This is a genomic window from Micromonospora chalcea (genome assembly GCF_028768405.1).
In the GTDB taxonomy this organism is placed as follows: Bacteria; Actinomycetota; Actinomycetes; order Mycobacteriales; family Micromonosporaceae; genus Micromonospora; species Micromonospora chalcea.
Genome location: NZ_CP118233.1, coordinates 6529353 through 6550601, shown reverse-complemented (window position 1 = coordinate 6550601; position 21249 = coordinate 6529353). Strand labels below are relative to the sequence as shown.

Sequence of the window (21249 nt, the reverse complement as noted above, 5' to 3'; positions counted from 1 at the left end):
GGCGTCCCCACCCGGGCGTGGGGCACGATGGGGAAAACAGGAAAGGTCGTGACGATGAGCCACGAGACGCCGGCCGGCGATCGCCCGTTGACCACCGCGCTCGCGGAGGCCGCCGGAATGGCCGGCCACGCTCCCTCGGTGCACAACACGCAGCCGTGGCACTGGACGGTCCTGCCCGACGCGCTGGAGCTGCGGGTGGTACGCGAACGGCACCTCAGCGCCATGGACCCGGAGGGTCACCTGCTGGTGGTGAGCTGCGGCGCCGCGCTGCACCACGCCCGGGTGGCGCTGGCCGCCGAGGGCTGGACCCCGGTGGTGGAGCGGCTGCCCGACCCGGCCGAACCCGACCTGCTGGCCAGGATCACCAGTCTGAAGCACACCGGAGCCGACCCCGACGCCATGCGCGTCGTGCAGTGCATGCAGGTCCGGCACACCGACCGGCGTCCGGTCAGCGACGAGCCGATCCCGACCGCCGCGCTCGATGACATCGACCGGGCCGCCACCCGCGAAGGCGTGAACCTGCAACTGCTCGACGACACCCAGAAGATCCAGCTCGCCAGCGCCGCCCAGCAGGCCGCCGCCGTCGAGGCGGACAGCCCGGAACTGCGCGAGGAACTGGCGTACTGGACCAGCCGGGCCGGCACCGGCACCGGGCTGCCGCCGGAGGTGCTGCCCGAGCAGGCCCCCCAGACGACCGTTCCGGCCCGCGACTTCGGCCGCGCCGGATCGCTGCCGATCGGCCCCGGCCACGACAAGACCGCCGTGTACGGGATCCTCTGGGGCGCCGACGACGAGCTGATGAGCTGGCTGCGCGCCGGTGAGGCGCTTTCCGCCGCCTGGCTCACCGCCACCCGGCACGGGGTGTCGCTGGTGCCGCTGTCCGGCGTGGTGGAGGTCGAGGGCACCCGTGAGGTGCTACGGCAGATGCTCGCCGGCCTGGGGTTCCCGTACATCAGCATGCGGCTGGGTGTGGCCGACCCGAACCACGCCGGCCCGCCGCACACCCCCCGGCTGGACGTCGCGCAGACCGTCGACACCTCGGCGGTCCGCGACCGGCTCACCTGACCGGTCTCGATCAGGGCGGCCGCCGGGCGATACCATCGCCCGGTGGCCGCCGCACCCCAGCCCCAGCACGAGCACGTCGCGCCGTCGCTCGGGCTGACCCCGCTGTCCCGCGTCCGCCTGGACGAACTGCTCCAGGAGATGCTCGACCGCGTCGGCGAGGTGGTGACCAGCCGCGAGCGGCTCCGGGCGCTGCTGGACGCCGTCGTCGGCATCGGTTCCGACCTCGACCTGCGCAGCACGCTGCAGCGGATCGTGCAGTCGGCGTGCGAGCTGGCCGGCGCCCGCTACGGCGCGCTGGGCGTGATCGGCCCCGACCGGATGCTGCACGACTTCATCGTCCACGGCATCAGCCCCGAGCTGCACGCGAAGATCGGCGAGCTGCCGCACGGCCGCGGCGTGCTGGGCCTGCTCATCGACGAGCCGAAGCCGGTACGCATGCCGGACATCACCAAGCACCCCAACTCGTACGGCTTCCCGCCGCACCACCCGCCGATGCACAGCTTCCTCGGCGTGCCGGTGCGCATCCGCGACCACGTCTGGGGCAACCTCTACCTGGCCGAGAAGCAGGGCGCCGCCGAGTTCACCGAGGACGACGAGGAGATCGTGGTGGCGCTGGCCGCCGCGGCCGGCGTGGCGATCGAGAACGCCCGCCTCTACGCGCTGGCGCACCGGCGCGAACGCTGGCTCGCCGCCGCCGCCGAGATCACCTCGGTGCTGCTCGGCGAGGTACGCCGCACCGACGCGCTGACCCTGGTGGCCCGCCGCGCCCGCGAGGTCGCCGAGGCCGAGCTGGCCCTGGTGCTGCTCTACGACGAGGACGAGGCGCAGTTCACCGTCGAGGTGGTCGACGGCGCCGACCCGGTCACCCGGGAACTGGTCGGCGCGGTGCTGCCGGCCGCCGAGACCAGTTTCGCCGCGTCCGCCACGTCGGGCCGGCACGACCAGGTGGAGAACCTGGCCGCCGCGGCGCCCTGGCCCCGGCCCGTGGTCGCCGGCCCGGCAGTGGTCTCCCCCCTCGCCGCCGCCGACACGCTGCACGGCGTCCTGGTGATCGGCTACCGGCCCGACCACGGCCCCGCCGCCGACGACGACCTCGCGCTGCTGGCCAGCTTCGCCGGGCAGGCCGCGCTGGCCATGGAACGGGCCCGCGGGCAGGAGGAGCGGGAACTGCTGGTGGTCCTGGAGGACCGCGAACGCATCGCCCGCGATCTGCACGACGTGGTGATCCAGCGGCTGTTCGCCACCGGCCTGCAACTGCAGAGCGGCGCGATGAACGCCCGCCCCGAGGCTGCCAAGCGGATCAACCAGGCGGTCGACGACCTGGACGCCACCATCCGCGACATCCGCCGCACCATCTTCGAGCTGCGTACCCCGATGAGCGCGGCGCTGCGCACCGAGATCCGCGAGGCCATCGAAGTGGCCGCCGAGTCGCTCGGCTACCGGCCCGACCTGGAGCTGGTCGGCCCGATCGACAGCGCCGTGCCGGACGAGCTGCGCGGAGAACTCACCGCCGTGCTGCGCGAGGCGCTGTCCAACGCGGTACGCCACGCGCAGGCCGACCGCGTGTCGGTGCGCGTACGCGTCGACTCCGGCCGGGTCGAGATCACCGTCACCGACGACGGGATCGGCTGCGACCCGGAGGCGGCCCGCAGCGGGCTGGTCAACCTGCGGGAGCGGGCCGAGCGGCTGGGCGGCGAGTTCTCGCTGCGCCGGGCCGAGCCGCGCGGCACCGAGGTGCGCTGGAGCGTCCCGCTCGGCTGAGGCGGCGTCAGGTGTTCTTGCCGAGCAACCGGGTCGCCAGCACCGCCGCCTGGGTGCGCCGCTCCAGACCGAGCTTCGCCAGCACGCTGGAGACGTAGTTCTTCACCGTCTTCTCGGCCAGGAACATCTTCCCGGCGATCTCCCGGTTGGTGAGCCCCTCCGCCACGTACTCCAGGATCCGCCGCTCCTGCTCGGTGAGCGACTTCAGCTCCCGGGGCTGCTCCACGCCGCTGCGGATGCGCTCCAGCACGCGGGTGGTGATCGCCGGGTCGAGCAGGGACTGCCCGGCCGCCACCCGGCGGACCGCGTCCACCAGGTCGGTGCCGCGGATCTGCTTGAGCACGTACCCGGCGGCGCCCGCCATGATCGCCGCGAACAGCGCCTCGTCGTCCTCGTACGAGGTGAGGATCAACCCCTTGATCGAGGAGTCCACGGCGCGGACGTCCCGGCACACGTCGATGCCGTTGCCGTCGGGCAGCCGGGCGTCGAGGATCGCCACGTCGGGGCGCAGCGCGGGGATGCGGCGCGCCGCCTCCTGGGCCAGGCCGGACTCGCCGACCACCTCGATGTCGCCGCTGCTCTGCAGCAGGTCGGCAAGGCCACGACGGACGACCTCGTGGTCGTCGAGCAGGAACACCCGGATCATCAGTCCTTTCTACCCGCTTTCCCGCGTCAGTAGCACGGGTCGAAAGTCCCGTCCTGCACGCGCCGGCCGGGACCGACGGCCGGGCCCAGGTGGGGACCTCCGGCCCTGCTCACCGCGCCGCCCGCTGACGCACCGTAGTGGTGTACCGGACGGGGGAGCCGGCGCCGCACGAGAGGGAGCACCACCATGACGACCGAATACACCACCGCGGACCTGCGGGCCGCGGTCGCCGACGCGGTCCGGGCGCCGTCGCTGCACAACACCCAGCCGTGGCGGTTCCGGGTGGTCGACGGCGGCATCGAGGTGTCCGTCGACCCGCTGCGCGGCCTGCCCGCCACCGACCCGACCGGCTGGGGCGCGCGCATGGCGGCCGGCGCGGCGCTGTTCAACCTGCGGCTCGCGCTCGCCGTGGCGGGCACCCCGGCCACGGTGCGGCTGCGCCCGTACCCCTCCGACCCGGACGTCGTGGCCCGGCTCGTGCCGGACGTGCCGCGCCGCCCCACCCCGACCGAGCAGAGCCTGTACGGGGCGATCAGCCGCCGGTTCAGCAACCGCGCGCCGTTCTGGCCGGACCCGGTGCCGGCCGAGGCCCGCTGGCGGCTCGGCGAGGCGGCCCGCGCCGAGCAGTGCTGGCTGGAGCTGGTGATCGGCACCAGCGCGGTGAACGCGGTCGCCGAGGTCGCCCGCAGCGCCCACCGGGTGCTGGAACGCGACCCCGCGTACGTGGCCGAGCGGGCCGAGTGGATCCGCTCCGAGCCGGCCCCGGACGGCGTGCCCTCCGGTGCCGGCGGACCGCAGAGCGAGCCGCAGGACCTGCTTCCCCAGCGCGGCTTCGGCGGCCGCAACCGCGCCCCCGGCCGCGACTTCGAGCCGGAGCCGCTCGTCGCGGTGCTCGGCTCGGCCGGCAACACCTCCGCCGACCAGATCCTCGCCGGGCAGGCGTTGCAGCGGGTGCTGCTCACCGCCACCGACGCCGGGCTCAGCGCGTCGATGCTGTCCCAGCCGATCGAGGTGCCGGCCGCCCGGGAGGCGCTGCGGATGTCGCTGGGCCGGTTCGGCACCCCGCAGATGGTGATGCGGATCGGGTACGGCCAGCCGGGCCGCGCCACCCCGCGTCGCCCGGTCGAGGAAGTGCTCGACCTGCCGGTCGTGCCGGCCTGACCCGAACCCCTCCGCGGGTCAGGCCGGCCGCACGGCCCCTTCTGTGCCGGTTCAGGCCGGGAGCGAGGCCAGCAGGGTGGCCTCCCGCTCCGGCGCCAGGCCGACCGGCGCGCGTGTGGGCCGCCCCGCCCGGGCCGGCACCTGCCCCACCTCGCGCAGCCACCGCCAGGTGTCGGCGACCGTCTCGGTCACCGGCCGGCACACCAGCCCCGCCGCGTACGCCCGCTCGACGTTCCGCTCCTGCAACCACCGGTACTCGTGCCCCCGCGGCACCCAGACCGGCAGGTCGTTCCACGGCACCACCCCGGCCGCCAGGATCGGCTCCGGCGGCGTCCACCGCAGCGTCGCGCCCGACCCGGTCGCCGCCACCGCCGCGTCGAGCAGCTCACCCATCGTCGCGTGCCCGGTTCGACCGATCACGTTGTACGCCCCGCCGACGCCCTCGGCCCCCCGGTCCAGCAGCCAGGTCGCCAGGTCGCGGACGTCCACGTACTGGATCGGCAGGTCACGCGGCCCGGGCGCCAGCACGTCCCCGCCCCGGGCGATCCGGTTCAGCCACCACGGCAGCCGCCCGATGTCCTCCCCCGGCCCGAGGATCAGCCCGGCGCGCACGAGCAGCGCCCGGTCACCGAACACCCGCGTGGCGGCGAGTTCCCCGCCCGCCTTGTTCTCCGGGTAGTCGCCGTCGTCGGCGTCCGGGTCCGCCGCCACCGTAGGCGCCTCCTCGCCGGTGCCGAGCTCGACGGGTGGCGCGTACACCGAGCCGCTGGACACGTAGACGTAGTGCGGCACCGCGCCGACGAGCGCCGACGCCGCGTCCCGGACCGCCCGGGGCGCGCCGTCCCAGGTGTCCACCACCAGATCCCACTCGCCGCCGGCCAGCGCGGCCAGCCCGTCCGGCGCCGTCCGGTCACCCCGCAACCGGTGTACGCCGGGCGGCGCCTGCCCGTGTACGCCCCGGTTGAACACTGTCACCTCCCAGTCGCGGCGTACCGCCTCGGCCACCACGGCACCACCGACAAAGCCCGTACCACCCAGCATCAGCAGTCGCATGCGTCCCAGCCTGCCGCCGCCCGCCGGCCATGGCGCCCCTTGTTCACGGTGAGCGGATCTGCCAGCGGCAGAACCCGGTCCGAGGGCAGCTCGGCCCGGACGGGGCGGCGGCGCATGTCTTTGTCCGCCGATCTTGGAGTAATGGTGCCCAGTATGCCCGGTTGACACCCTTCGCAAAGCACCACAACTCCAAGATCGGCGCACCCGCCCAAGACCACGGCGGTTTCCGAGCCCTCTCAAACAGCCCTCGCCCCAGTCCTCCGCGATCTTGCACTTCGGTATCCCGCATAACGCGCAAACGGGGGCATCCGAAGGGCTGCACCTGCAAGATCGACGCGGTACTACGCCGCCCTTCGGTCCGATCCGGCCCCGCCCCGCCCCGCGCGAGCCGCCCCAAGGGCGTCGATCATGAAGTTGACGGCACTTGGTGTCCGGTTTGTCGCCGCCAACCTCATGATCAACCGATGGCGGGGTGCCTGGGGAGGGCTTGTTCGATCTTGGAGTTGTGGTGCCCAGGATGCCTGGCTTGACATCGTTCGTGAGGCGCCACAACTCCAAGATCGCGGTGATCAAGGAGTTTGTGTGCTCGTGGGTGCCGGAAAGGGCCGCAAACTCCTTGATCACCTGTGCAGAGCGAGGTGCCGGGTGGGGTGGGTGTGTCTGGTCGGTGGTGGGCGGGGTGTCGGGTTCGGGGGTGGTGGGCGGCACTCTGGTGGCGGAATCGTGGGCGGGTGCGGGGCGTTGTAACCGGGTGAACGACCGAGCAGGACCGCCCCCGAGCGGTCGGCTGAGGGAACACGGCCTGCGGGTCGTTGAGCCTGGTTCCGACGACGTGAGCCCCGCGCCGCACCCCCGACAGCGTGAGCTGGCCCGGGAATGATGCCGGGTCGCAGGTCGTTGGACATCCTTCCGGCGCCGCGTAGAGGCCCCCGCCCCGCGAGCAGCCGGGATCCCCTTGAGACTTTCTTGAGCGCCTGACGGTGCCCACGCACCCCCGGTCCCCCCGGGGGGTGTGTCGACCCCCGAATGGAGCCCCCATCATGAACACGATTCTGCGTAAGAGCGTTCTGGGTGTTGCTGGTCTGGCTTTCACCGGTGGCGTGTTCGCCGGCCCGGTCGCCGCTCACGCGGCCGACACCACCCACGCGGTCAAGCCGGTCACGGCCACGGTGCAGGGTGACAAGCTGATCCCGCACGGCGTGCAGGGCGCCCAGTCGCGTATCGACCTCAATGACGAGCAGACCAAGAACGTGAAGGCGATCATCGCGGCGACGAAGAAGGCCGGCATGGACGAGCGTGCCGCGGTCGTGTCGATCGCGACCGCGTTGCAGGAGTCGAAGCTGGAGAACCTCGGTCACCTGGGTGACCGTAACGACCACGACTCGCAGGGCCTGTTCCAGCAGCGCCCCTCCAGCGGGTGGGGCACGGTCGAGCAGATCACCGACCCCGAATACTCCACCACCGCGTTCCTCAAGGGCCTCAAGCAGGTCGACGGCTGGCAGGACATGCCCCTGACCAAGGCCGCCCAGACCGTCCAGGTCTCCGCCTACCCCGACCACTACGCCCAGTGGGAGCAGCAGGCCGCCGACCTCGTCGCCCAGCACTGGAACAAGTAAGAAAAAACGTGAAGGCCGGCACCCCGCACCAACGGGGTGCCGGCCTTTTCGCGTACCCGATGGGTCAGGCCGGGGGCAGGACGAACGTCCACGTGGTGGTGGTCGTGCTGGCCGCGGCGCCGGTGGCGGTGAGCCCGCCGTAGCTGCCGGTCGGCACGCTGCTCGCCGAGTCGGCGAGCAGGCCGGCCACCCGGCCGCCGCCGGTCTGCGAGGTGTTGCTGCGCACCGCCACGCCGGCCGGCGGGGTGAGCGCGGTGGAGGTGCTGTCGCCGTGCAGCCAGTACGACACGGCCCAGCTCTGCGCCGCGGTCACCGGCGCGTACGGGGTGATGCGGGTGGCGGTGCTCGCCGGATCGGTGGCCCGGGTGAAGACCGGCGCCCCGGGCGCGACACCCCGGTACGCGGCCAGCACCAGGTTGCCCTTCGCCTGACCGTCCAGTGTCACCCGGACCGCAGTGCCCGCGTCACCGGCGCTCGCGGTCTTCCACCAGGCGGTGGTGGTCGCGAAGCCGCCGTCGAGGCGGTCGAGCCGGCTCCAGCCGGTCACGCCGGCCGGCTCGCCGGTGCCGGTGTGCGTGTTCTGGCTGAGCAGGAGCAGCAGCATGTCACCGGCCTGCACGCCCGCCGGGACGGTCACGGTGTGGCTGGTCCAGTTGGCGTTCGCGGTGGCCTGGCCGACGTACGAGATCCGCTCCGGTACGGGCGCGACGGTAACCTCGACGGTCGCGGTGCCGGTGGCGCCCCGGTCGTCGGTGACGGTGAGCGTGACCGGGTAGGTGCCGGCCGCCGCGTACGTGTGGGACGCGGTCGGTACGGAGGCGGTGCCGGTGGTGTCGCCGTCGCCGAAGTTCCAGCTGTGGTCCTGGATCGCGCCGTCGGCGTCGGTGGAACCCGCGCCGGTGAACGTGCACACCAGCCCGGAGCAGGTGGGCGTCAACGCGGCCACCGGCGCCTGGTTCGCGGGGCCGCCCGATCCCTTCAGGATCTTCACGTAGTCGATGTCGCCGGCGAAGTAGTCGCAGGTGACCTTCGTACCGTCGCACTGGCTCTTGCCGCCGACGGACAGCGGCCAGGTGTTCGCGATGGTGCCGGTCGGCCCGTTGAGGCGGCTGGTCCGCACGCCGTCGACGTACATCTCCACGTACGCGGAGGTGCGGTTGCAGGTGATCGTGTGCCACTGGCCGTCGGAGATCGGCACGTCGGTGTAGCCGGTACGGGAGGCGCCGTCCGCGCCCCGGAACAGGCACTTCGGCTTGCCGTTCGGGGCCTCGAACTTCCAGTAGCCGCCGGCCGTGTTGCCCTGTCCCTTCTGGAGGATGTTGCCGAAGGAGTACGTGGTCCGGTAACGGATGGTCACCGAGAAGTCCCCGGCGTCCGGGTTGAAGTCGGTGGTGTGCGGCACCAGGTCGACGTGGCCCGGGACGTACTCCTTGTCGGTGGGCAGGTGCGTGGCGAAGCGGTGGCCGGTCGCCCCGGCGTAGAGCGCGCCGGTGACCACCTCACCGCCGATCGTGCCGTGGCGGCCGTTGCCGCTGTAGTCGGTCAGCACCGTCGACGACGACGCCGGCTCGTCCATGCTGTAGAACGCCACCGTCCGCGTCGCGGTGGCCTGCGCGGGCGCGGCCGATACCGTCACCCCGGCCGCCGCGACGACGGTCGCCACCCCTAATCGTGCGGCCGTCCGCCGCCACCGTCCCCGCTCGATCGTTGCCATGTGACCGCCTCCCTGCGCATCGGGCCTCACAGTGACACGCGCGGTGGCAGCGGCAGAATAATCCGCACGGTGGACCTGGGAGACCGATGTAGCCGGTGCCGGCTGTCCGGTGGGAGACGACCGCCTGTCGACCGGCGGCGTGGTGACTCTCGGTGGGCGATACTGGGTTTGAACCAGTGACCTCTTCCGTGTCAAGGAAGCGCGCTCCCACTGCGCCAATCGCCCGGGCAATCGCGAGCGGACGACGGGATTCGAACCCGCGACCCTCACCTTGGCAAGGTGATGCGCTACCAGCTGCGCTACGTCCGCGTGCCGCCGGTTCGCGCCGGCGACGGGGTGAACTCTACCCGATGCCAAGATCGCCGTGCGGCAGACCCCCGCCGTGCCGGGTGGCCGTGTGGTTGCGCCGCTCACCGCCGGGGTACTGAGGCCGGTGACAGCACAACCATCCCCCGAAGGAGGCTGTCGTGGGTATCGGTACGAGCATTTTCCTGATCGCGGTCGGCGCGATCCTCACGTTCGCGCTCAACGCCAGCGTCGGCGGGGTCGACCTCGACGTCGTCGGCTGGATCCTCATGGCGGCCGGCGTCCTCGGCCTGATCATGACCACGCTGGTCTGGGGCCGGCGCCGTCAGGTGGTCGCCACGACCGCCGACGAGCCGGTGGAGTACCGCCGGGTCGAGGAGCGCCGGGACGTCGCACCGCCCATGTGATCGTGAGCGGGGCCGACGGAGCTGATCGGTCCCGGGACCGGACCGGCAGGATCGAACATCCGGCCGGTCCGGTCTGCTATGCCCGCTCGCCGTCGGTAGCGGCACCATCGGTGGCGGCGCGCAGCCCGTACCAGCCGATCGCGGCCACCAGCGCCACCTGCGCCAGGTAGCTCGCGACGACCACCGCGCGAGCGGCGTCCTGCGGCACCAGCACGAACGCCACCACGTAGACGAGCGCGGCGACGACCAGCGGACGCGGCATGGTCCGGCCGATCAGGATCCCGACGAGCGCCAGGACCATGCCGAGGACGATCGCCACCTGGCTGCCGAGGACGGCCGGGAGCAGCCCGTCCAGTTGATCGTTGAACACGTCGAACAGCGCCCGTCCCTGCGCCTCCGGCACGACCGCCGGATCGGCGGCGTAGGCGAACGGCAGCACCTCCGCGGTGATCGCCAGCGCGAACACCACGCCGCCGAGGCCGGCCAGGAAGGCACCCACCAGGTTCAGCACGCCCGCGCGGCCCCGGGCCAGCCCGACGATGAACACCGCTGCGGCGATCCAGGACACCGCGTACGCGGGCCCGCCCAGGTAGAGGTTCATCGGCCAGTACGCGGACCCCAGCTCACGTACGTCGTCGTAGTGGATCGCGCCGTCGAACGGCGGCTCCCACAACATGAACACGGTCCGTCCGGCCAGGGACGCCAGGAGCAGGACGAAAAGGGCGACGAGCGCGGCACGGCGCAACTTCGGTACGGGCACGGTGAGAGCCTCCGTCGATTCAGGTGTCGCCCCACCGTGCCGAGGTACCGCCCGCGCGGGCATCGGCCTCAGCACCTATCTTCGGAAAATCCCTGCTCAATGCGACTGTCGGGCGTGCTCCAGCCAGATCCGCGCGGCCCGCACCCGACGGTTCGTGGCGCCGCCGGGCGTCAGGTCGAGCTTGACGAAGATCGCGCGCAGATGGGCGTCGACGGTCCGCTCGGAGACCACCAGCTGCGCGGCGATCCCCGCGTTGCTGGCGCCGTCGGCGAGCGCGGCGAGCACCTCGCGTTCACGCGCCGTCAGCCCGCCGACCGACACCGGGCCCGCGGCATCCACAACCGCCGTGGCCGGGGCCGCCGGCTCGATGACGTTCGTCGTCTCCGCCGCACCGCCTCCCGTCGTACCCTCTGCGCCGCCTCGCGGCGTCACCGGCGCTGTCGGCGCGGCGGTGAGCAGCGCCGCCAGCCGGCCGGTGCCGGCCCACGCCCCGCCGACGACGGCGACGGTCAGCGCCGACACGACCAGGGCGACCGAGGTCGGGCCGAGGGACGTCCCGGGAGCGGCCACGAGCGTGCCGACGCCGACCACCAGCAGGGCCGCGGCGGCCAGGCCCGCGCCGCGCACCACGGCGCCGACCCGGCGCGGCTCGGTGGCGCCGCGGGCGGCGGTGACCGCGCACGCGGCGGCGAACACGGCGGCCCCGGCCAGTGCCACCAGGAAGGCGACCGAGCCCAGCGACGGTTCGACGTCGCCGGGCGTGCGGGCGACGGCGAGCAGCAGGCAGAAGACGACTGTCAGCGGCGCGGCGGTGGTGGCCGCCGCGGCCACGCCGAGTCGCGCCCGGACGGCGTGGTGCGATCCGAGAGCGGCCCGCCAGAGCGTCACCGGGAGCAGGAACAGCGCCACCGCTGCCAGCAGGGTGACGGCGGCGCCGACCGGCGCGAGCGCGGTACGCCAGGACTCCGCGGCGATCGTCGGAACCCCCGCGAACGGCTGGGTCGCCGTGGTCAGCAGCGCGTTGACGAGCGTGGCCACGCCCAGGGTGAGGCCCACGAGCCGGTGCGTCCACGGGACGGCGTCGCCGGTGCGGACGGCGGCCGAGGCGGTCAGCTGAAGGAGTGCCAGCGGCGGGATCCACGCCGAGTTCCACGCCGCGACGGCCGGCCCGGCCCACGGATGCCCGGCCGCGACGGCGGCCACCGCGACGACGGCGAGCGCCAGATACGCCAGCAGCGACGCGGCGAGCCCGGCCGCCAGCCGGCCGGCGGCACGGTGACCCGACCGGCTGAGCCGGAGCGCGGCGAGCGCGGTGACCACGGCTGCCGTCGCGAGGGCCACGGCGCCGACCGGGTCGCTCGCGAAACCGCCGTGCCCGGCCGCGCCCAGGACGGCGAGCGCCGCGACGCCGAGGGTCGCCGTGGCGGCGGTGAGGACGGGCAGGCTCCGCAGCGCGGGCACCGGGCGGACGACCGCCGTCATCCGTGGTGATCCCGTCGGGACGGGTGCCGGGGACAGCCGGTCGCCGTCCGCCGGCTCGGACGCGGGACAACGGCCACCAGCACATTCAACCCGGTCCCCCGCCCGAGGTCGATCCCGTGGCCGGTCAGTCGCGCATCAGCTCGTTCAGCTCGCCGAAGTCGAGCCCGCCGGCGAGCGCCTCGTACGTCCCGGCGCCGAACACCTCCGCCGCCGCACGCCGGACCACCGCGTACGCCGTCTCGGCCAGCGCCGGGCCGAGGCTCACCCGGGCCACCCCGAGCCGCGCCAGCTCGGCCACCGGCGGCGCGCCCGGCCCGGCCAGCACGTTCAGCGGGGCCGGGATCGCCGCCGTCAGCGCGGCCACCGTCTCCGGCTCCACGGTTCCGGGTACGAAGATCCCGTCCGCGCCGGCGGCCAGGTACGCCTCGGCGCGCTCGACCGTCTCCGGTACGCCCCTGGCGCCCCGCAGGTACGTGTCGACGCGGGCGTTGACGTACAGCGGGATGCCGGCGCGGTCGGCGGCGGCCCGGACCGCGGCGAGCCGGGCGACCTGCTCGTGGATCGGGCGCAGCGGACCGCCGCCGTCGTGCCGGGCGTCCTCGACGTTGACGCCGACGGCTCCGGCGGCGAGCACGGCGGCGACGGTCTCGGCGACCTGGTCGGGGTTGTCGCCGTACCCGGATTCGATGTCGGCGGTGACCGGAAGGCGGACCGCGTCGGCGACGCGGCGGATGACGTCGACGGCGGTGTCGCGGGCGAGCAGGTCGCCGTCGGGGGCGCCGCGACTCCAGGCGACGCCGGCGCTGGTGGTCGCGATCGCGTGGGCGCCGGCCGCGGCGACGAGCCGGGCGCTGACCGCGTCCCAGGCGTTGGCCAGGATCAGTGGGTCACCGGGCCGGTGCAGGGCGCGGAACCGCTGGGCTCGGGTCTGTTGATCGTCCACCGGGCCAGTCTGGGTGGGGCACGCGGGTGCGGCAATGGCCAGCGGCGCGGCACTGGACTGATCAATGGCGACGAGAAAGGCCGTGTCGAATGATCGACACGGCCTTTCCGCTGGTGGGCGATACTGGGTTTGAACCAGTGACCTCTTCCGTGTCAAGGAAGCGCGCTCCCACTGCGCCAATCGCCCTCGTCTACTGCGAGGTGGAGACGGGATTTGAACCCGTGTACACGGCTTTGCAGGCCGTTGCCTCGCCTCTCGGCCACTCCACCGAGGTTGCCCCCGAACTGCGTGGCGGCATCTCCGAGCGGACGACGGGATTCGAACCCGCGACCCTCACCTTGGCAAGGTGATGCGCTACCAGCTGCGCTACGTCCGCACGCCCCCGGTGTTATCCGGTGACGGATGAGAACTTTAGCCGAGCCCGGGAACGGTTGCCAAATCGGGTTCCGTTTCCGGCGCGTCCGGTGGTGGCGGACCCCGCTCCCCCTCGGCTTCCTAGGAGCCTGGGTGGCTTCCGTCCGAGAGCACCGGCGAGCGCTCCCACCTGCGGAAGCAGACCGGCGCGTCGAGTGTCCGGCATCCGACTGCCCGCCCGCCGACCAGCCGCTTCGGTAACTCCCCGTGGTCATGCGGATGGGTTACCGTAACGCCGTGACGAGACGAGCCGCCGAGATCCGCCTGGACGCGCTGCTGCGTACGGCCTGTGAGGTGATCGCGGAACGAGGGCTCGCCAACACCCGCACCGCCGACGTGGCGGAGGCCGCCGGGGTGAGCCAGGCCCTCGTGTTCTACCACTTCGCCACCAAGGACCGACTGCTCGCGCAGGCGTTCGCGTACGCCGTCGAGCAGGACCTGGCCAAGCTCGACGCGGTGCTCCGCTCCTCCGCGCCGCCGCTGGCGAAGCTGCGCCGCATGCTGCGCCTGTACGCGCCGACCGGCCGGGCCACCTCCTGGTCGATGCGCATCGACGGCTGGGCGGAGTCGCTGCGTACCCCGGAACTGGAGAAGCTCTCCCGGCGGCTGGACCTGCGGTGGCGGCAGGACCTGGCCGCGCTGATCACGGACGGGGTCGCCGAGGGCACGTTCGACTGCCCCGACCCGGCCGGCGCGGCCTGGCGGATCAGCGCGGTGATGGACGGCCTCGCGGTCCAGCTCGCGGTGCACGAGCGGGTGATCACTCGCCGCCAGATCGCCGAGTGGATCCGCCTCGTCGCCGCCCGCGAACTGGGCCTCGAACCCAGTCAGCTCGACTGACCGGGCCCCGCCCCCGGCCCGCGCGGGCGGGTCCGCCGGTCAGGGCCAGGTCGGGCGGGGGCGCTCGAAGGGCGGTGGCAGGGTTTCCGGTTCGGTGACGGCGGCCGGGCGCAGCAGGCGGCGCATCCGCAGCAGCAACCCGGCGCCGAGGAACAGCAGCAGCCCGCCGAGCAGGAACGCGGCCTGCACGAGGCCGAAGCCGCCGCTGTCCGCGACCGGGCGTCCGGCCACACCACCGGGCGGCGGCGGCTCCACCACTGCCGCGTCGGTCGGCTCGTCGGTCACCGGGTCGTCGGTGGGTGGCTCCTCGCTCGGCGTCTCCGAGGGCTCCGCGCTGGTGGGCGCCGGGGTCGGCGAAGCCTCCTCCCCCACCACCTCACGCGAGGCGGTCCGCCGGGCCAGCAGCCGCAACTGCGGGTCGTACGCCTCGGCGGCGAAACTCACCCGGCCGCGCGCGACGTCCTCGGCGAACGCCACCCGGTAGCGGGCGGTCACGGTCCGGCCCGGGCAGAGCACACCCGGGTCGAGTTGCCGGTCGGTGAGCCGGGCGGTGTCTCCCTCGGTGCGGATCTCCAGCGGGAACGACCCGCTGTCCTCCACCCGGTCCACCTTGAGCTGGTCCAGCCGCAGGCCCTGCACCCGCACCAACATCGACCAGCGCACCTTGACACAGCCGCCCCCGTCGGAGCGGGACACCACGGCGGACAGCGTCTCCACCCGGTTCCCGGCGGTGAACTCGTCCGGCAGACCGCTCAACTCGGTGGAGAAGGCCGCCGCCGCCCGCGCGGGCAGGGCTCCCCCGTACCCGGTCCCGGCCACGAAGGTCAGCACCAGTCCGATCCGTAGCGTGTGCCGCCACCCGCTCACCACGCCTCCTCACCCTCGGTCGTGTCCACAGGCAACGCTAGGAGCGCGCCGGGCACGCCGGTAGACGGGCGTGTTCGCATCCAACGCCACAACACGGGGGCCATTTCACCGAGCGTGGTGAACCGGTCACGGCCCCGCCGCGACACGCCCGGGATCGGGCCCGGCCGGCGGGTGGGACACAATTCTCCGGTGTCCGAGCTGTCCGCCGCGTTCGTCCGGCTGCACGCCCGCCTCGCCCCCGTGGCGTTCGTACCCGAGGTGCGCCTGCACCAGGCCGACGAGCCGATCGGCCTGTGGGAGCTGACCGAGGGCGAGTTCCGCAGCGCCCAGCCGCCGCCGTTCTGGGCGTTCGCCTGGGCCGGCGGGCAGGGCCTGGCCCGCTACGTCACCGACCACCCCGAGGTGGTCGCCGGCCGCCGGGTGCTCGACCTGGCCTCCGGCTCCGGCCTGGTCGCCATCGCCGCCGCCCGCGCCGGCGCGGCCGCCGTCCGGGCGGTCGAGGTGGACGAGCGGGCCGTCGCGGCCGTCGCGCTCAATGCCGAGGCCAACGGGGTACGCGTCGACGCCGAACTCGGCGACATCCTCGACGCCGACGCGGGCGACGCCGAGGTGGTGCTGGCCGGGGACGTCTTCTACAGCGAGGCGATGGCCCGCCGGATGCTGCGCTTCCTGCTCCGGGCCGCCCGCGCCGGCGCCCGGGTGCTGGTGGGCGACCCGGGCCGGGCGTTCCTGCCCCGCGAGCGCTTCCGCGAGCTGGCCGCGTACGACGTGCCGGTGTCCGAGGCGCTGGAGAGCGTACGGGTGAAGCACACCACCGTGTGGGAGCTGGACCCGAACCCGCCCGGCGCCCGCCGCTAGCGTTACCGCGTGCTGTTCCGGGGCTGGGGGGAGTCCGTCGACGGGCAGTGGCCGGACACGGCCACCGTTGTCGACCACGTCGGCGTGCCACACCTGGTGGTGACCCGGCACGCGCTCGTCCGCCAGGTGCTCACCGATCCGGTGACGTTCCGGCCGGACAACGCGCTCGACGCGGTCACGCCGATCCCGGTGGCCGCGCTGCGGGTGCTCGCCGGGCACCGGTTCCGGCTGCCGCCGACGCTGGCGAACAACGGCGGCGCCAGCCACCCGGAGATCCGCGGCATCGTCGCCGACGCGCTGCACCCGCACCGGGTGGCCGCCCAGCGCCAGTGGCTGACCGGGCTGGTCCGGGAGCGGGTGGCCGGGCTGGCAGCGACGCTGGACGCGGGCCGCCCGGTCGACCTGTACGCGGGTCTCGCCGCCGACCTGCCGCTGCTGGTGCTGGCCCGGCTGGTCGAGCTGCCGGACGCGCCGGTCGGCGCGGTGAAGGACTTCGCCCGGGCGGCGCTGGAGCTGTTCTGGGCGCCGCTGGACTCCGCCCGGCAGCTCGCGCTGGCCGCCGAGGTGGGCCGGTTCCACACCGTGCTGCGCGAGTTCGCCGCCACCGGGGGCGGGCTCGCCGCGCGGCTGCGCGACGCCGGGCACTCCCCCGACGTGGTCGTCGGCGCGCTGTTCTTCCTGCTGGTCGCCGGCCAGGAGACCACCTCGCAGTTCCTGACCCTGCTGCTGCACCGGCTGTCCGGCGAACCGGCGGTACGGGCCGGCCTGCGCGCGGGCACGGTCGCCGTGGACGACGTGGTCGAGGAGGGGCTGCGGCTGGAGCCGCCGATCGTCACGTGGCGGCGGGTGGCGGCGGTCGACACCACGCTCGGCGAGCTGCCGGTGGCGGCGGGCACCAGCGTGGTGGCCTGGCTGGCCCGCGCCGGGCGCGACCCGTCGGTGGTCGGCGCGCCGGGTGAGTTCCGTCCCGGGCAGCCCGGCTCGCGGCGGCACCTGGCGTTCGGCGCCGGGCCGCACCGCTGCGTCGGCGCGCAGCTGGCCCGGATGGAGGCCGCCGTGGTGGTCGCCGAGGCCACCGCGCTGCTCGACGGCGTGACGGTGGTGCGTCCGCCGTGGTGCCCGGACAACCTGACGTTCCGGATGCCCGACGCGTTCGTGGTCCGTCGCACCTGACGAAAGTCGGTGTCGGCCGTTGCCGTTCGACGGCAGTGTGGCGCCACCGCCGCGCAATAGCGTCGCCGCATGATCACACTTCGTGGGTTGACGAAACGGTTCGGCGCCGTGACGGCCGTCGACGACCTGACCGTCGAGATCCGCCCCGGCCAGGTCACCGGGTTCCTCGGCCCCAACGGCGCCGGCAAGTCCACCACCATGCGGATGGTGCTCGGCCTGGACCGGCCCACCGCCGGGCAGGCGCTTGTCAACGGGCGGGACTACCGCACGCTGCGGCACCCGCTGTACGAGGTGGGCGCGCTGCTCGACGCCACCGGTGTGCACCCGGCCCGCTCCGGTGTGGCGCACCTGCGGGCGATGGCGCGCAGCAACGGCGTACCGGCTCGGCGGGTGACGCAGGTGCTCGACCTGGTCGGCCTGGACGCCCGCGCCGCCGGCAAGCCGGGCCGGGCGCTGTCGCTGGGCATGGGTCAGCGGCTCGGCATCGCGGGCGCGCTGCTCGGCGACCCGCCGGTGCTGCTGCTCGACGAACCGGTGAACGGGCTCGACCCGGACGGGGTGCGGTGGATCCGCGGGTTCACCCGCCGTCTCGCCGACGAGGGACGCACCGTCCTCGTGTCCAGTCACCTGATGAGCGAGATGCAGCAGACCGCCGACCGGGTGGTGGTGCTGGGGCGCGGCCGGCTGGTCGCGGATGCGCCGCTGGCCGAGCTGATCGCCGCCCGGCCCGCCGCGTCGGTCCGGGTACGCGGCCCCGAGCCGGCCGCGCTCGCCGCGCTCGGCGACCGGCTGGCCGCCGAGGGCGCCACAGTCACCGCCGACGAGGGCGGGATGTCCGTCGCGGGCAGCACCGCCGGCCGGGTCGGCGACCTGGCGCACGAGATGGGGGTACGCCTGCACGAGCTGACCCCTGTCGCCCCCTCCCTGGAGGAGGCGTTCCTGGAACTGACCGCCGACAGCGTGGAGTACGCCGCCGGCTCGACCGGAGGTGGCACCCGATGACCGCACAGTCCACGCTCGACCCGGCCCGTCAGTCCGCCCGGCCCGCGCCCACCGGGAATCCGCTCGCCGGGGCGGTGGCCGCCGAGTGGACGAAGCTCTGGTCGGTCCGCTCCACCTGGTGGACGCTGCTCGCGGCGGTGCTGACCATGGCAGCCACCAGCGCCCAGCTCGCCATCTACGCGCAGAACGCCAACACCGACGACGACCCGGCCAACAACCCGGGCGTGGTGGACGTCGGCGAGATCGTGGCCGGGTCGCTGGAGCTGACCCAGTACGTGGTGCTGGCGCTCGGCCTGTTCGCGATCACCAGCGAGTTCACCACCGGCACGATCCGCACCACGCTGCGGTGCACCCCGTCGCGGGGGCGGGTGCTGGCGGCCAAGGCAGTGGTGGTGGGCGCGGTGACGTTCGGCGTCGGGCTGCTGCTCGGCACCGTTGGCGCGGTGACGGCCCGGCCGGTGCTGGGCGAGTGGGGCCGCGCCCCGCTGGGCGCGACGGTGGCCGACGTGGTGGCCGCCGCGGCGTACCTGGCGCTGATCGGCGTGCTGGCACTCGGCCTGGCGGCGGCGCTGCGCGGCGCGGTGCTGGCCCTGACCGTCCTGTTCGCGCTGCTGATGATCGTGCCGCTGTCGTTGCAGGAGCCGGACATCACGGTGCTCACCCGGATCGCCGACGCGTTCCCCGGGGTGGCGGGCAACCACTTCCTGGCCGGGGACACCGAGCCGTACCCGGCGGTGGTCGGGCTGCTGCTACTCGCCGGCTGGGCCGCCGCCGCGCTGGCGCTGGGCCGGTGGGCGCTGGCACGGCGCGACGCCTGAACGGGGCGGGGCTGGTCAGCCGGTGGGCGGGACCAGCCCTGCCTCGTACGCGAGGATCGCCGCCTGCACCCGGTTGCGCACGTCCAGCCGGGTGAAGATGCTGGTCAGGTAGCTCTTCACGGTGCCCTCGACGAGGTGCAGCCGGCGGGCGATCTCGGCGTTGGACAGTCCCGCGCCGACCAGCGCCAGCACGTCGCGTTCCCGGTCGGTGAGCCCGGCCAGCCGGTCCCGCGCGTACGGGCCGCGGGCCAGCCGTCCCCCGCTCAGCTCGATCACCCGGCGGGCCACCCGTGGCGACAGGTACGCCCCGCCCTCGGCCACCGCCCGCACCCCGGCCAACAGTTCGCGCGGGTCACCTGACTTGAGCAGGAACCCGGCGGCGCCGTGGCCGAGCGCGCGGGCGATCAGGTCGTCGTCGCCGAACGTGGTGAGCATGACCGCCGCCGTCTCCGGCACCAGCCGGCGGATCTGCGCGGCGGCGCTGAGCCCGTCGCCGCGGGGCATCCGGATGTCCAGCAGCGCCACCCGGGGGCGGTGCGCGCGGACCAGCTCGACCGCGGCGAGGCCGTCGCCCGCCTCGCCGACCACCTCGATGCCGGGGTCGGCGGCCAGGATCGCCCGTACCCCAGCCCGGACCAGCGCCTCGTCGTCGGCGAGCACCACCCGCAGCGGGCGGTCGTGGTCGTCGCTCATGGTGCGATCTGCTCCTTGCTGACCAGCCGCCCGTCGGCGAAGCAGAGCCGCCAGGTCGCCTGGGCGAACGGGAAGTTGCCGTCGGTGTAGAACTCGCAGCCCGGCGCGGCGCCGGTCGCGGGCGGATCGGCCTGCCGGCGGGGCAGACCGAGCGCGTCGCGCGGCTCACCCAGCCGCAGCCGTTCGTAGCCGGACCGGTCCAGCACCGCGCCCGCAGTGGCGAGCGGGTAGTAGACGAGCGCCAGCACCAGGGCCAGCCCGGCGGGCGCGCCGATCGCCACGAGCAGGCTGCGTCGCGCCCGCCGCCGGGCCTCCCGCAGCCGCCGGGCCGCGTCCCCGTGTCCGTCCCGGCCGGGTACGCCGACGCGTCCGGCGTCGAGCGGGTCGATCTCCGCGAGGTCGTCGTCGCCGGATCGCGGGGCGGTCGCCCCGGAACCGTCAGCCGGGCCGGTGACCGGCGGACCGGCGTCGGCGAGGGCCGGCGTCCCGGAGGCTCGGATCGGGTCGGCGACCGGTGAACCGGCGCCCGCGCGGCCGGGCGGCAGCGTGCCGGGACGGGCCGCATCAGCGAGCGGGATGTGTGCGGTGACCGCCCAGCCGCCGTCGCACGGGCCGGCGTCCAGGGCGCCACCGGCGAGGCGTACCCGCTCGCGCAGCGCCAGCAACCCGGAGCCGTGCGACGGCGGCCCGGGCAGCGGACCGGCCGGCGGTGGCGCGTTCACCACCGCGACAGTCACCGCGTCGTCGTCGCGTGCCACAACGACGGTGACCGGAGCGCCGGGGGCGTAGCGGGCGGCGTTGGTGAGCGCCTCCCGGACCACCCGGTGCACCGCGTGCGCGGGCAGCGGCGGCAGGTCCGCCTCGTCGGCGCGCAGGTCGACTGTCATCCCGGCGTCGCGCGCGCCGTCGACCACGTCGGCGACCGTCTCCCCCGGCGGCCGCAGCGTGCGCTCCTCGCGCAGCACGCCGATCACGTCGTGCAGGCGTTCGGTGGCGGCGGCGACGCTGGCCCGCAGCTCACCGGCCGCCGCCCGGTGCGCCGCGGACAGGTCCGGCGCCAGTTCCAGCGCACCCGCCCGCAGCGCGATGAGGCTCAGGTCGTGGCCGAGCGAGTCGTGCATGTCCTGCGCGATGCGGGCCCGCTCGCGCAGGCGTACCCGCTCGATCTCGGCCCGGCGCTGCGCCTGCGCGTGCCGCAGTCCGGCGTCGGCGAGCGCGCGGTGCTGCCGCCGCAGCCGGCCCAGCAGCCAGGGGAACACCCCGGCGAATAGCAGCACCGAGGCGAGCAGGAACCAGGTGGACGGCTCGGTGCCGAGCAGCCCCAGGTTGAGCACCGAGCCGGTGACCGCGATGGCGGCGAAGACGGCGGCGGCCGGCGCGGCCCGGTCGCTGCGCCGCCCGGCGAGGTAGCCGAAGACCGGGATGGCGAACACGACGTTGCCGTCGACGAGCGAGCCCGCCACCACCGCGAGCACCGCGACCAGCGGCCACCGGCGCCCGATCCACACCGCCGTGCCGAGCAGCGCCAGCGCGGCGGCCAGCGGCGGCAGTTCGTCCGCGTGCCACGGCGGGGTGAGGCGGCCGTACGCCACGGGCGCCGCGAGCACGGCCCAGAGCAGCAGGTCACCGGCCCGGCGTTGTCGTTCGCGGGGTTCCACGGCGGTCACGCT

The 21249-nt window shown here is 74.3% G+C and carries 19 protein-coding genes and 5 tRNA genes; 10 read left to right on the top strand and 14 right to left on the bottom strand.

Features of this window, described 5'->3' with window-relative positions; genetic code table 11:
• The first annotated feature begins 54 nt into the window (after positions 1–54).
• Positions 55–1065: an Acg family FMN-binding oxidoreductase gene (locus tag PVK74_RS29730; protein ID WP_064447203.1), complete on the top strand. Its 1011-nt coding sequence runs from the start codon at positions 55–57 to the stop codon at positions 1063–1065.
• Between the two features lie 93 nt (positions 1066–1158).
• The gene (locus PVK74_RS29725) at positions 1159–2826 is read left to right on the top strand and encodes a sensor histidine kinase (RefSeq protein WP_176722880.1); all 1668 of its coding nucleotides are present in this window, start codon (positions 1159–1161) and stop codon (positions 2824–2826) included.
• Between the two features lie 7 nt (positions 2827–2833).
• On the opposite strand, the gene PVK74_RS29720 is transcribed toward PVK74_RS29725, so the two are convergent.
• Entirely contained in the window at positions 2834–3472 is a 639-nt protein-coding gene (locus PVK74_RS29720) for a response regulator (protein WP_013284884.1), read from the bottom strand.
• A gap of 186 nt (positions 3473–3658) precedes the next feature.
• Here PVK74_RS29720 and PVK74_RS29715 point away from each other — a divergent pair, with 186 nt between their 5' ends.
• Positions 3659–4633, top strand: a complete 975-nt coding sequence (locus PVK74_RS29715) for an Acg family FMN-binding oxidoreductase (RefSeq protein ID WP_030501785.1) — start codon at positions 3659–3661, stop codon at positions 4631–4633.
• Between the two features lie 51 nt (positions 4634–4684).
• On the opposite strand, the gene PVK74_RS29710 is transcribed toward PVK74_RS29715, so the two are convergent.
• The gene (locus PVK74_RS29710) at positions 4685–5686 is read right to left on the bottom strand and encodes an NAD-dependent epimerase/dehydratase family protein (RefSeq protein WP_274477700.1); all 1002 of its coding nucleotides are present in this window, start codon (positions 5684–5686) and stop codon (positions 4685–4687) included.
• A gap of 1040 nt (positions 5687–6726) precedes the next feature.
• Between PVK74_RS29710 and PVK74_RS29705 the strand changes: the two genes are divergently transcribed.
• Positions 6727–7302: a hypothetical protein gene (locus tag PVK74_RS29705; RefSeq protein ID WP_274477699.1), complete on the top strand. Its 576-nt coding sequence runs from the start codon at positions 6727–6729 to the stop codon at positions 7300–7302.
• Positions 7303–7366: 64 nt separating this feature from the next.
• Here the strand turns inward: PVK74_RS29705 and PVK74_RS29700 are convergent, their stop codons facing one another.
• The 3 genes from PVK74_RS29700 to PVK74_RS29690 form a co-directional block, all read right to left on the bottom strand.
• A complete protein-coding gene (locus PVK74_RS29700) occupies positions 7367–9016 on the bottom strand; it encodes a PKD domain-containing protein (protein ID WP_274477698.1) in 1650 nt (549 codons plus the stop codon).
• A 153-nt stretch (positions 9017–9169) separates the two neighbouring features.
• Positions 9170–9241 (bottom strand) — tRNA-Val (locus PVK74_RS29695).
• Positions 9242–9252: 11 nt separating this feature from the next.
• Positions 9253–9325, bottom strand: a tRNA-Gly gene (locus PVK74_RS29690).
• 158 nt (positions 9326–9483) lie between these two features.
• On the opposite strand from PVK74_RS29690, the gene PVK74_RS29685 reads away from it, so the two are divergent.
• Entirely contained in the window at positions 9484–9729 is a 246-nt protein-coding gene (locus tag PVK74_RS29685) for a DUF6458 family protein (protein WP_158559994.1), read from the top strand.
• A gap of 76 nt (positions 9730–9805) precedes the next feature.
• Here PVK74_RS29685 and PVK74_RS29680 read toward each other — a convergent pair whose 3' ends face one another.
• From PVK74_RS29680 to PVK74_RS29655, 6 genes are all read right to left on the bottom strand, one after another.
• Complete coding sequence (locus PVK74_RS29680; protein WP_069089414.1) at positions 9806–10489, bottom strand: hypothetical protein; 684 nt, start codon at positions 10487–10489, stop codon at positions 9806–9808.
• Positions 10490–10585: 96 nt separating this feature from the next.
• On the bottom strand, positions 10586–11971 hold the full coding sequence (locus tag PVK74_RS29675; RefSeq protein ID WP_274477697.1) for a response regulator transcription factor: 1386 nt from the start codon (positions 11969–11971) through the stop codon (positions 10586–10588).
• Between the two features lie 124 nt (positions 11972–12095).
• Positions 12096–12914, bottom strand: a complete 819-nt coding sequence (locus PVK74_RS29670; RefSeq protein WP_274477695.1) for an isocitrate lyase/PEP mutase family protein — start codon at positions 12912–12914, stop codon at positions 12096–12098.
• Positions 12915–13025: 111 nt separating this feature from the next.
• A tRNA-Val gene (locus PVK74_RS29665) sits at positions 13026–13100 on the bottom strand.
• A 12-nt stretch (positions 13101–13112) separates the two neighbouring features.
• Positions 13113–13183, bottom strand: a tRNA-Cys gene (locus PVK74_RS29660).
• 34 nt (positions 13184–13217) lie between these two features.
• A tRNA-Gly gene (locus PVK74_RS29655) sits at positions 13218–13290 on the bottom strand.
• A 275-nt stretch (positions 13291–13565) separates the two neighbouring features.
• On the opposite strand from PVK74_RS29655, the gene PVK74_RS29650 reads away from it, so the two are divergent.
• Positions 13566–14168 (top strand): TetR/AcrR family transcriptional regulator, encoded by a 603-nt coding sequence (locus PVK74_RS29650; protein ID WP_069089527.1) that lies wholly within the window; start codon positions 13566–13568, stop codon positions 14166–14168.
• A 39-nt stretch (positions 14169–14207) separates the two neighbouring features.
• Here PVK74_RS29650 and PVK74_RS29645 read toward each other — a convergent pair whose 3' ends face one another.
• On the bottom strand, positions 14208–15035 hold the full coding sequence (locus PVK74_RS29645) for a hypothetical protein (protein WP_043330513.1): 828 nt from the start codon (positions 15033–15035) through the stop codon (positions 14208–14210).
• Between the two features lie 189 nt (positions 15036–15224).
• On the opposite strand from PVK74_RS29645, the gene PVK74_RS29640 reads away from it, so the two are divergent.
• The 4 genes from PVK74_RS29640 (at position 15225) to PVK74_RS29625 (ending at position 18886) form a co-directional block, all read left to right on the top strand.
• Positions 15225–15893, top strand: coding sequence for a class I SAM-dependent methyltransferase (locus tag PVK74_RS29640; protein WP_274477694.1), 669 nt, complete (start codon positions 15225–15227; stop codon positions 15891–15893).
• Between the two features lie 9 nt (positions 15894–15902).
• Positions 15903–17066, top strand: coding sequence for a cytochrome P450 (locus tag PVK74_RS29635; protein WP_274477693.1), 1164 nt, complete (start codon positions 15903–15905; stop codon positions 17064–17066).
• Positions 17067–17135: 69 nt separating this feature from the next.
• Entirely contained in the window at positions 17136–18068 is a 933-nt protein-coding gene (locus PVK74_RS29630; protein ID WP_274477692.1) for an ABC transporter ATP-binding protein, read from the top strand.
• Positions 18065–18886, top strand: coding sequence for an ABC transporter permease (locus tag PVK74_RS29625; protein ID WP_274477691.1), 822 nt, complete (start codon positions 18065–18067; stop codon positions 18884–18886). Before PVK74_RS29630 ends, PVK74_RS29625 begins: the two co-directional genes overlap by 4 nt.
• Before the next feature lie 15 nt (positions 18887–18901).
• Here the strand turns inward: PVK74_RS29625 and PVK74_RS29620 are convergent, their stop codons facing one another.
• The gene (locus PVK74_RS29620) at positions 18902–19579 is read right to left on the bottom strand and encodes a response regulator (RefSeq protein WP_064447190.1); all 678 of its coding nucleotides are present in this window, start codon (positions 19577–19579) and stop codon (positions 18902–18904) included.
• Positions 19576–21237: a sensor histidine kinase gene (locus PVK74_RS29615; protein ID WP_274477690.1), complete on the bottom strand. Its 1662-nt coding sequence runs from the start codon at positions 21235–21237 to the stop codon at positions 19576–19578. The genes PVK74_RS29620 and PVK74_RS29615 overlap by 4 nt, the downstream gene beginning before the upstream one ends.
• Positions 21238–21249 lie beyond the last annotated feature (12 nt).

What these genes read in the sequence shown, in the direction of transcription:
- PVK74_RS29730 (WP_064447203.1), top strand. Translation starts at nt 55, where the DNA reads ATGAGCCACGAGACGCCGGCCGGCGATCGCCCGTTGACCACCGCGCTC.
- PVK74_RS29720 (WP_013284884.1), bottom strand. Translation starts at nt 3,472, where the DNA reads ATGATCCGGGTGTTCCTGCTCGACGACCACGAGGTCGTCCGTCGTGGC.
- PVK74_RS29715 (WP_030501785.1), top strand. Translation starts at nt 3,659, where the DNA reads ATGACGACCGAATACACCACCGCGGACCTGCGGGCCGCGGTCGCCGAC.
- PVK74_RS29710 (WP_274477700.1), bottom strand. Translation starts at nt 5,686, where the DNA reads ATGCGACTGCTGATGCTGGGTGGTACGGGCTTTGTCGGTGGTGCCGTG.
- PVK74_RS29705 (WP_274477699.1), top strand. Translation starts at nt 6,727, where the DNA reads ATGAACACGATTCTGCGTAAGAGCGTTCTGGGTGTTGCTGGTCTGGCT.
- PVK74_RS29700 (WP_274477698.1), bottom strand. Translation starts at nt 9,016, where the DNA reads ATGGCAACGATCGAGCGGGGACGGTGGCGGCGGACGGCCGCACGATTA.
- PVK74_RS29675 (WP_274477697.1), bottom strand. Translation starts at nt 11,971, where the DNA reads ATGACGGCGGTCGTCCGCCCGGTGCCCGCGCTGCGGAGCCTGCCCGTC.
- PVK74_RS29630 (WP_274477692.1), top strand. Translation starts at nt 17,136, where the DNA reads ATGATCACACTTCGTGGGTTGACGAAACGGTTCGGCGCCGTGACGGCC.
- PVK74_RS29625 (WP_274477691.1), top strand. Translation starts at nt 18,065, where the DNA reads ATGACCGCACAGTCCACGCTCGACCCGGCCCGTCAGTCCGCCCGGCCC.
- PVK74_RS29620 (WP_064447190.1), bottom strand. Translation starts at nt 19,579, where the DNA reads ATGAGCGACGACCACGACCGCCCGCTGCGGGTGGTGCTCGCCGACGAC.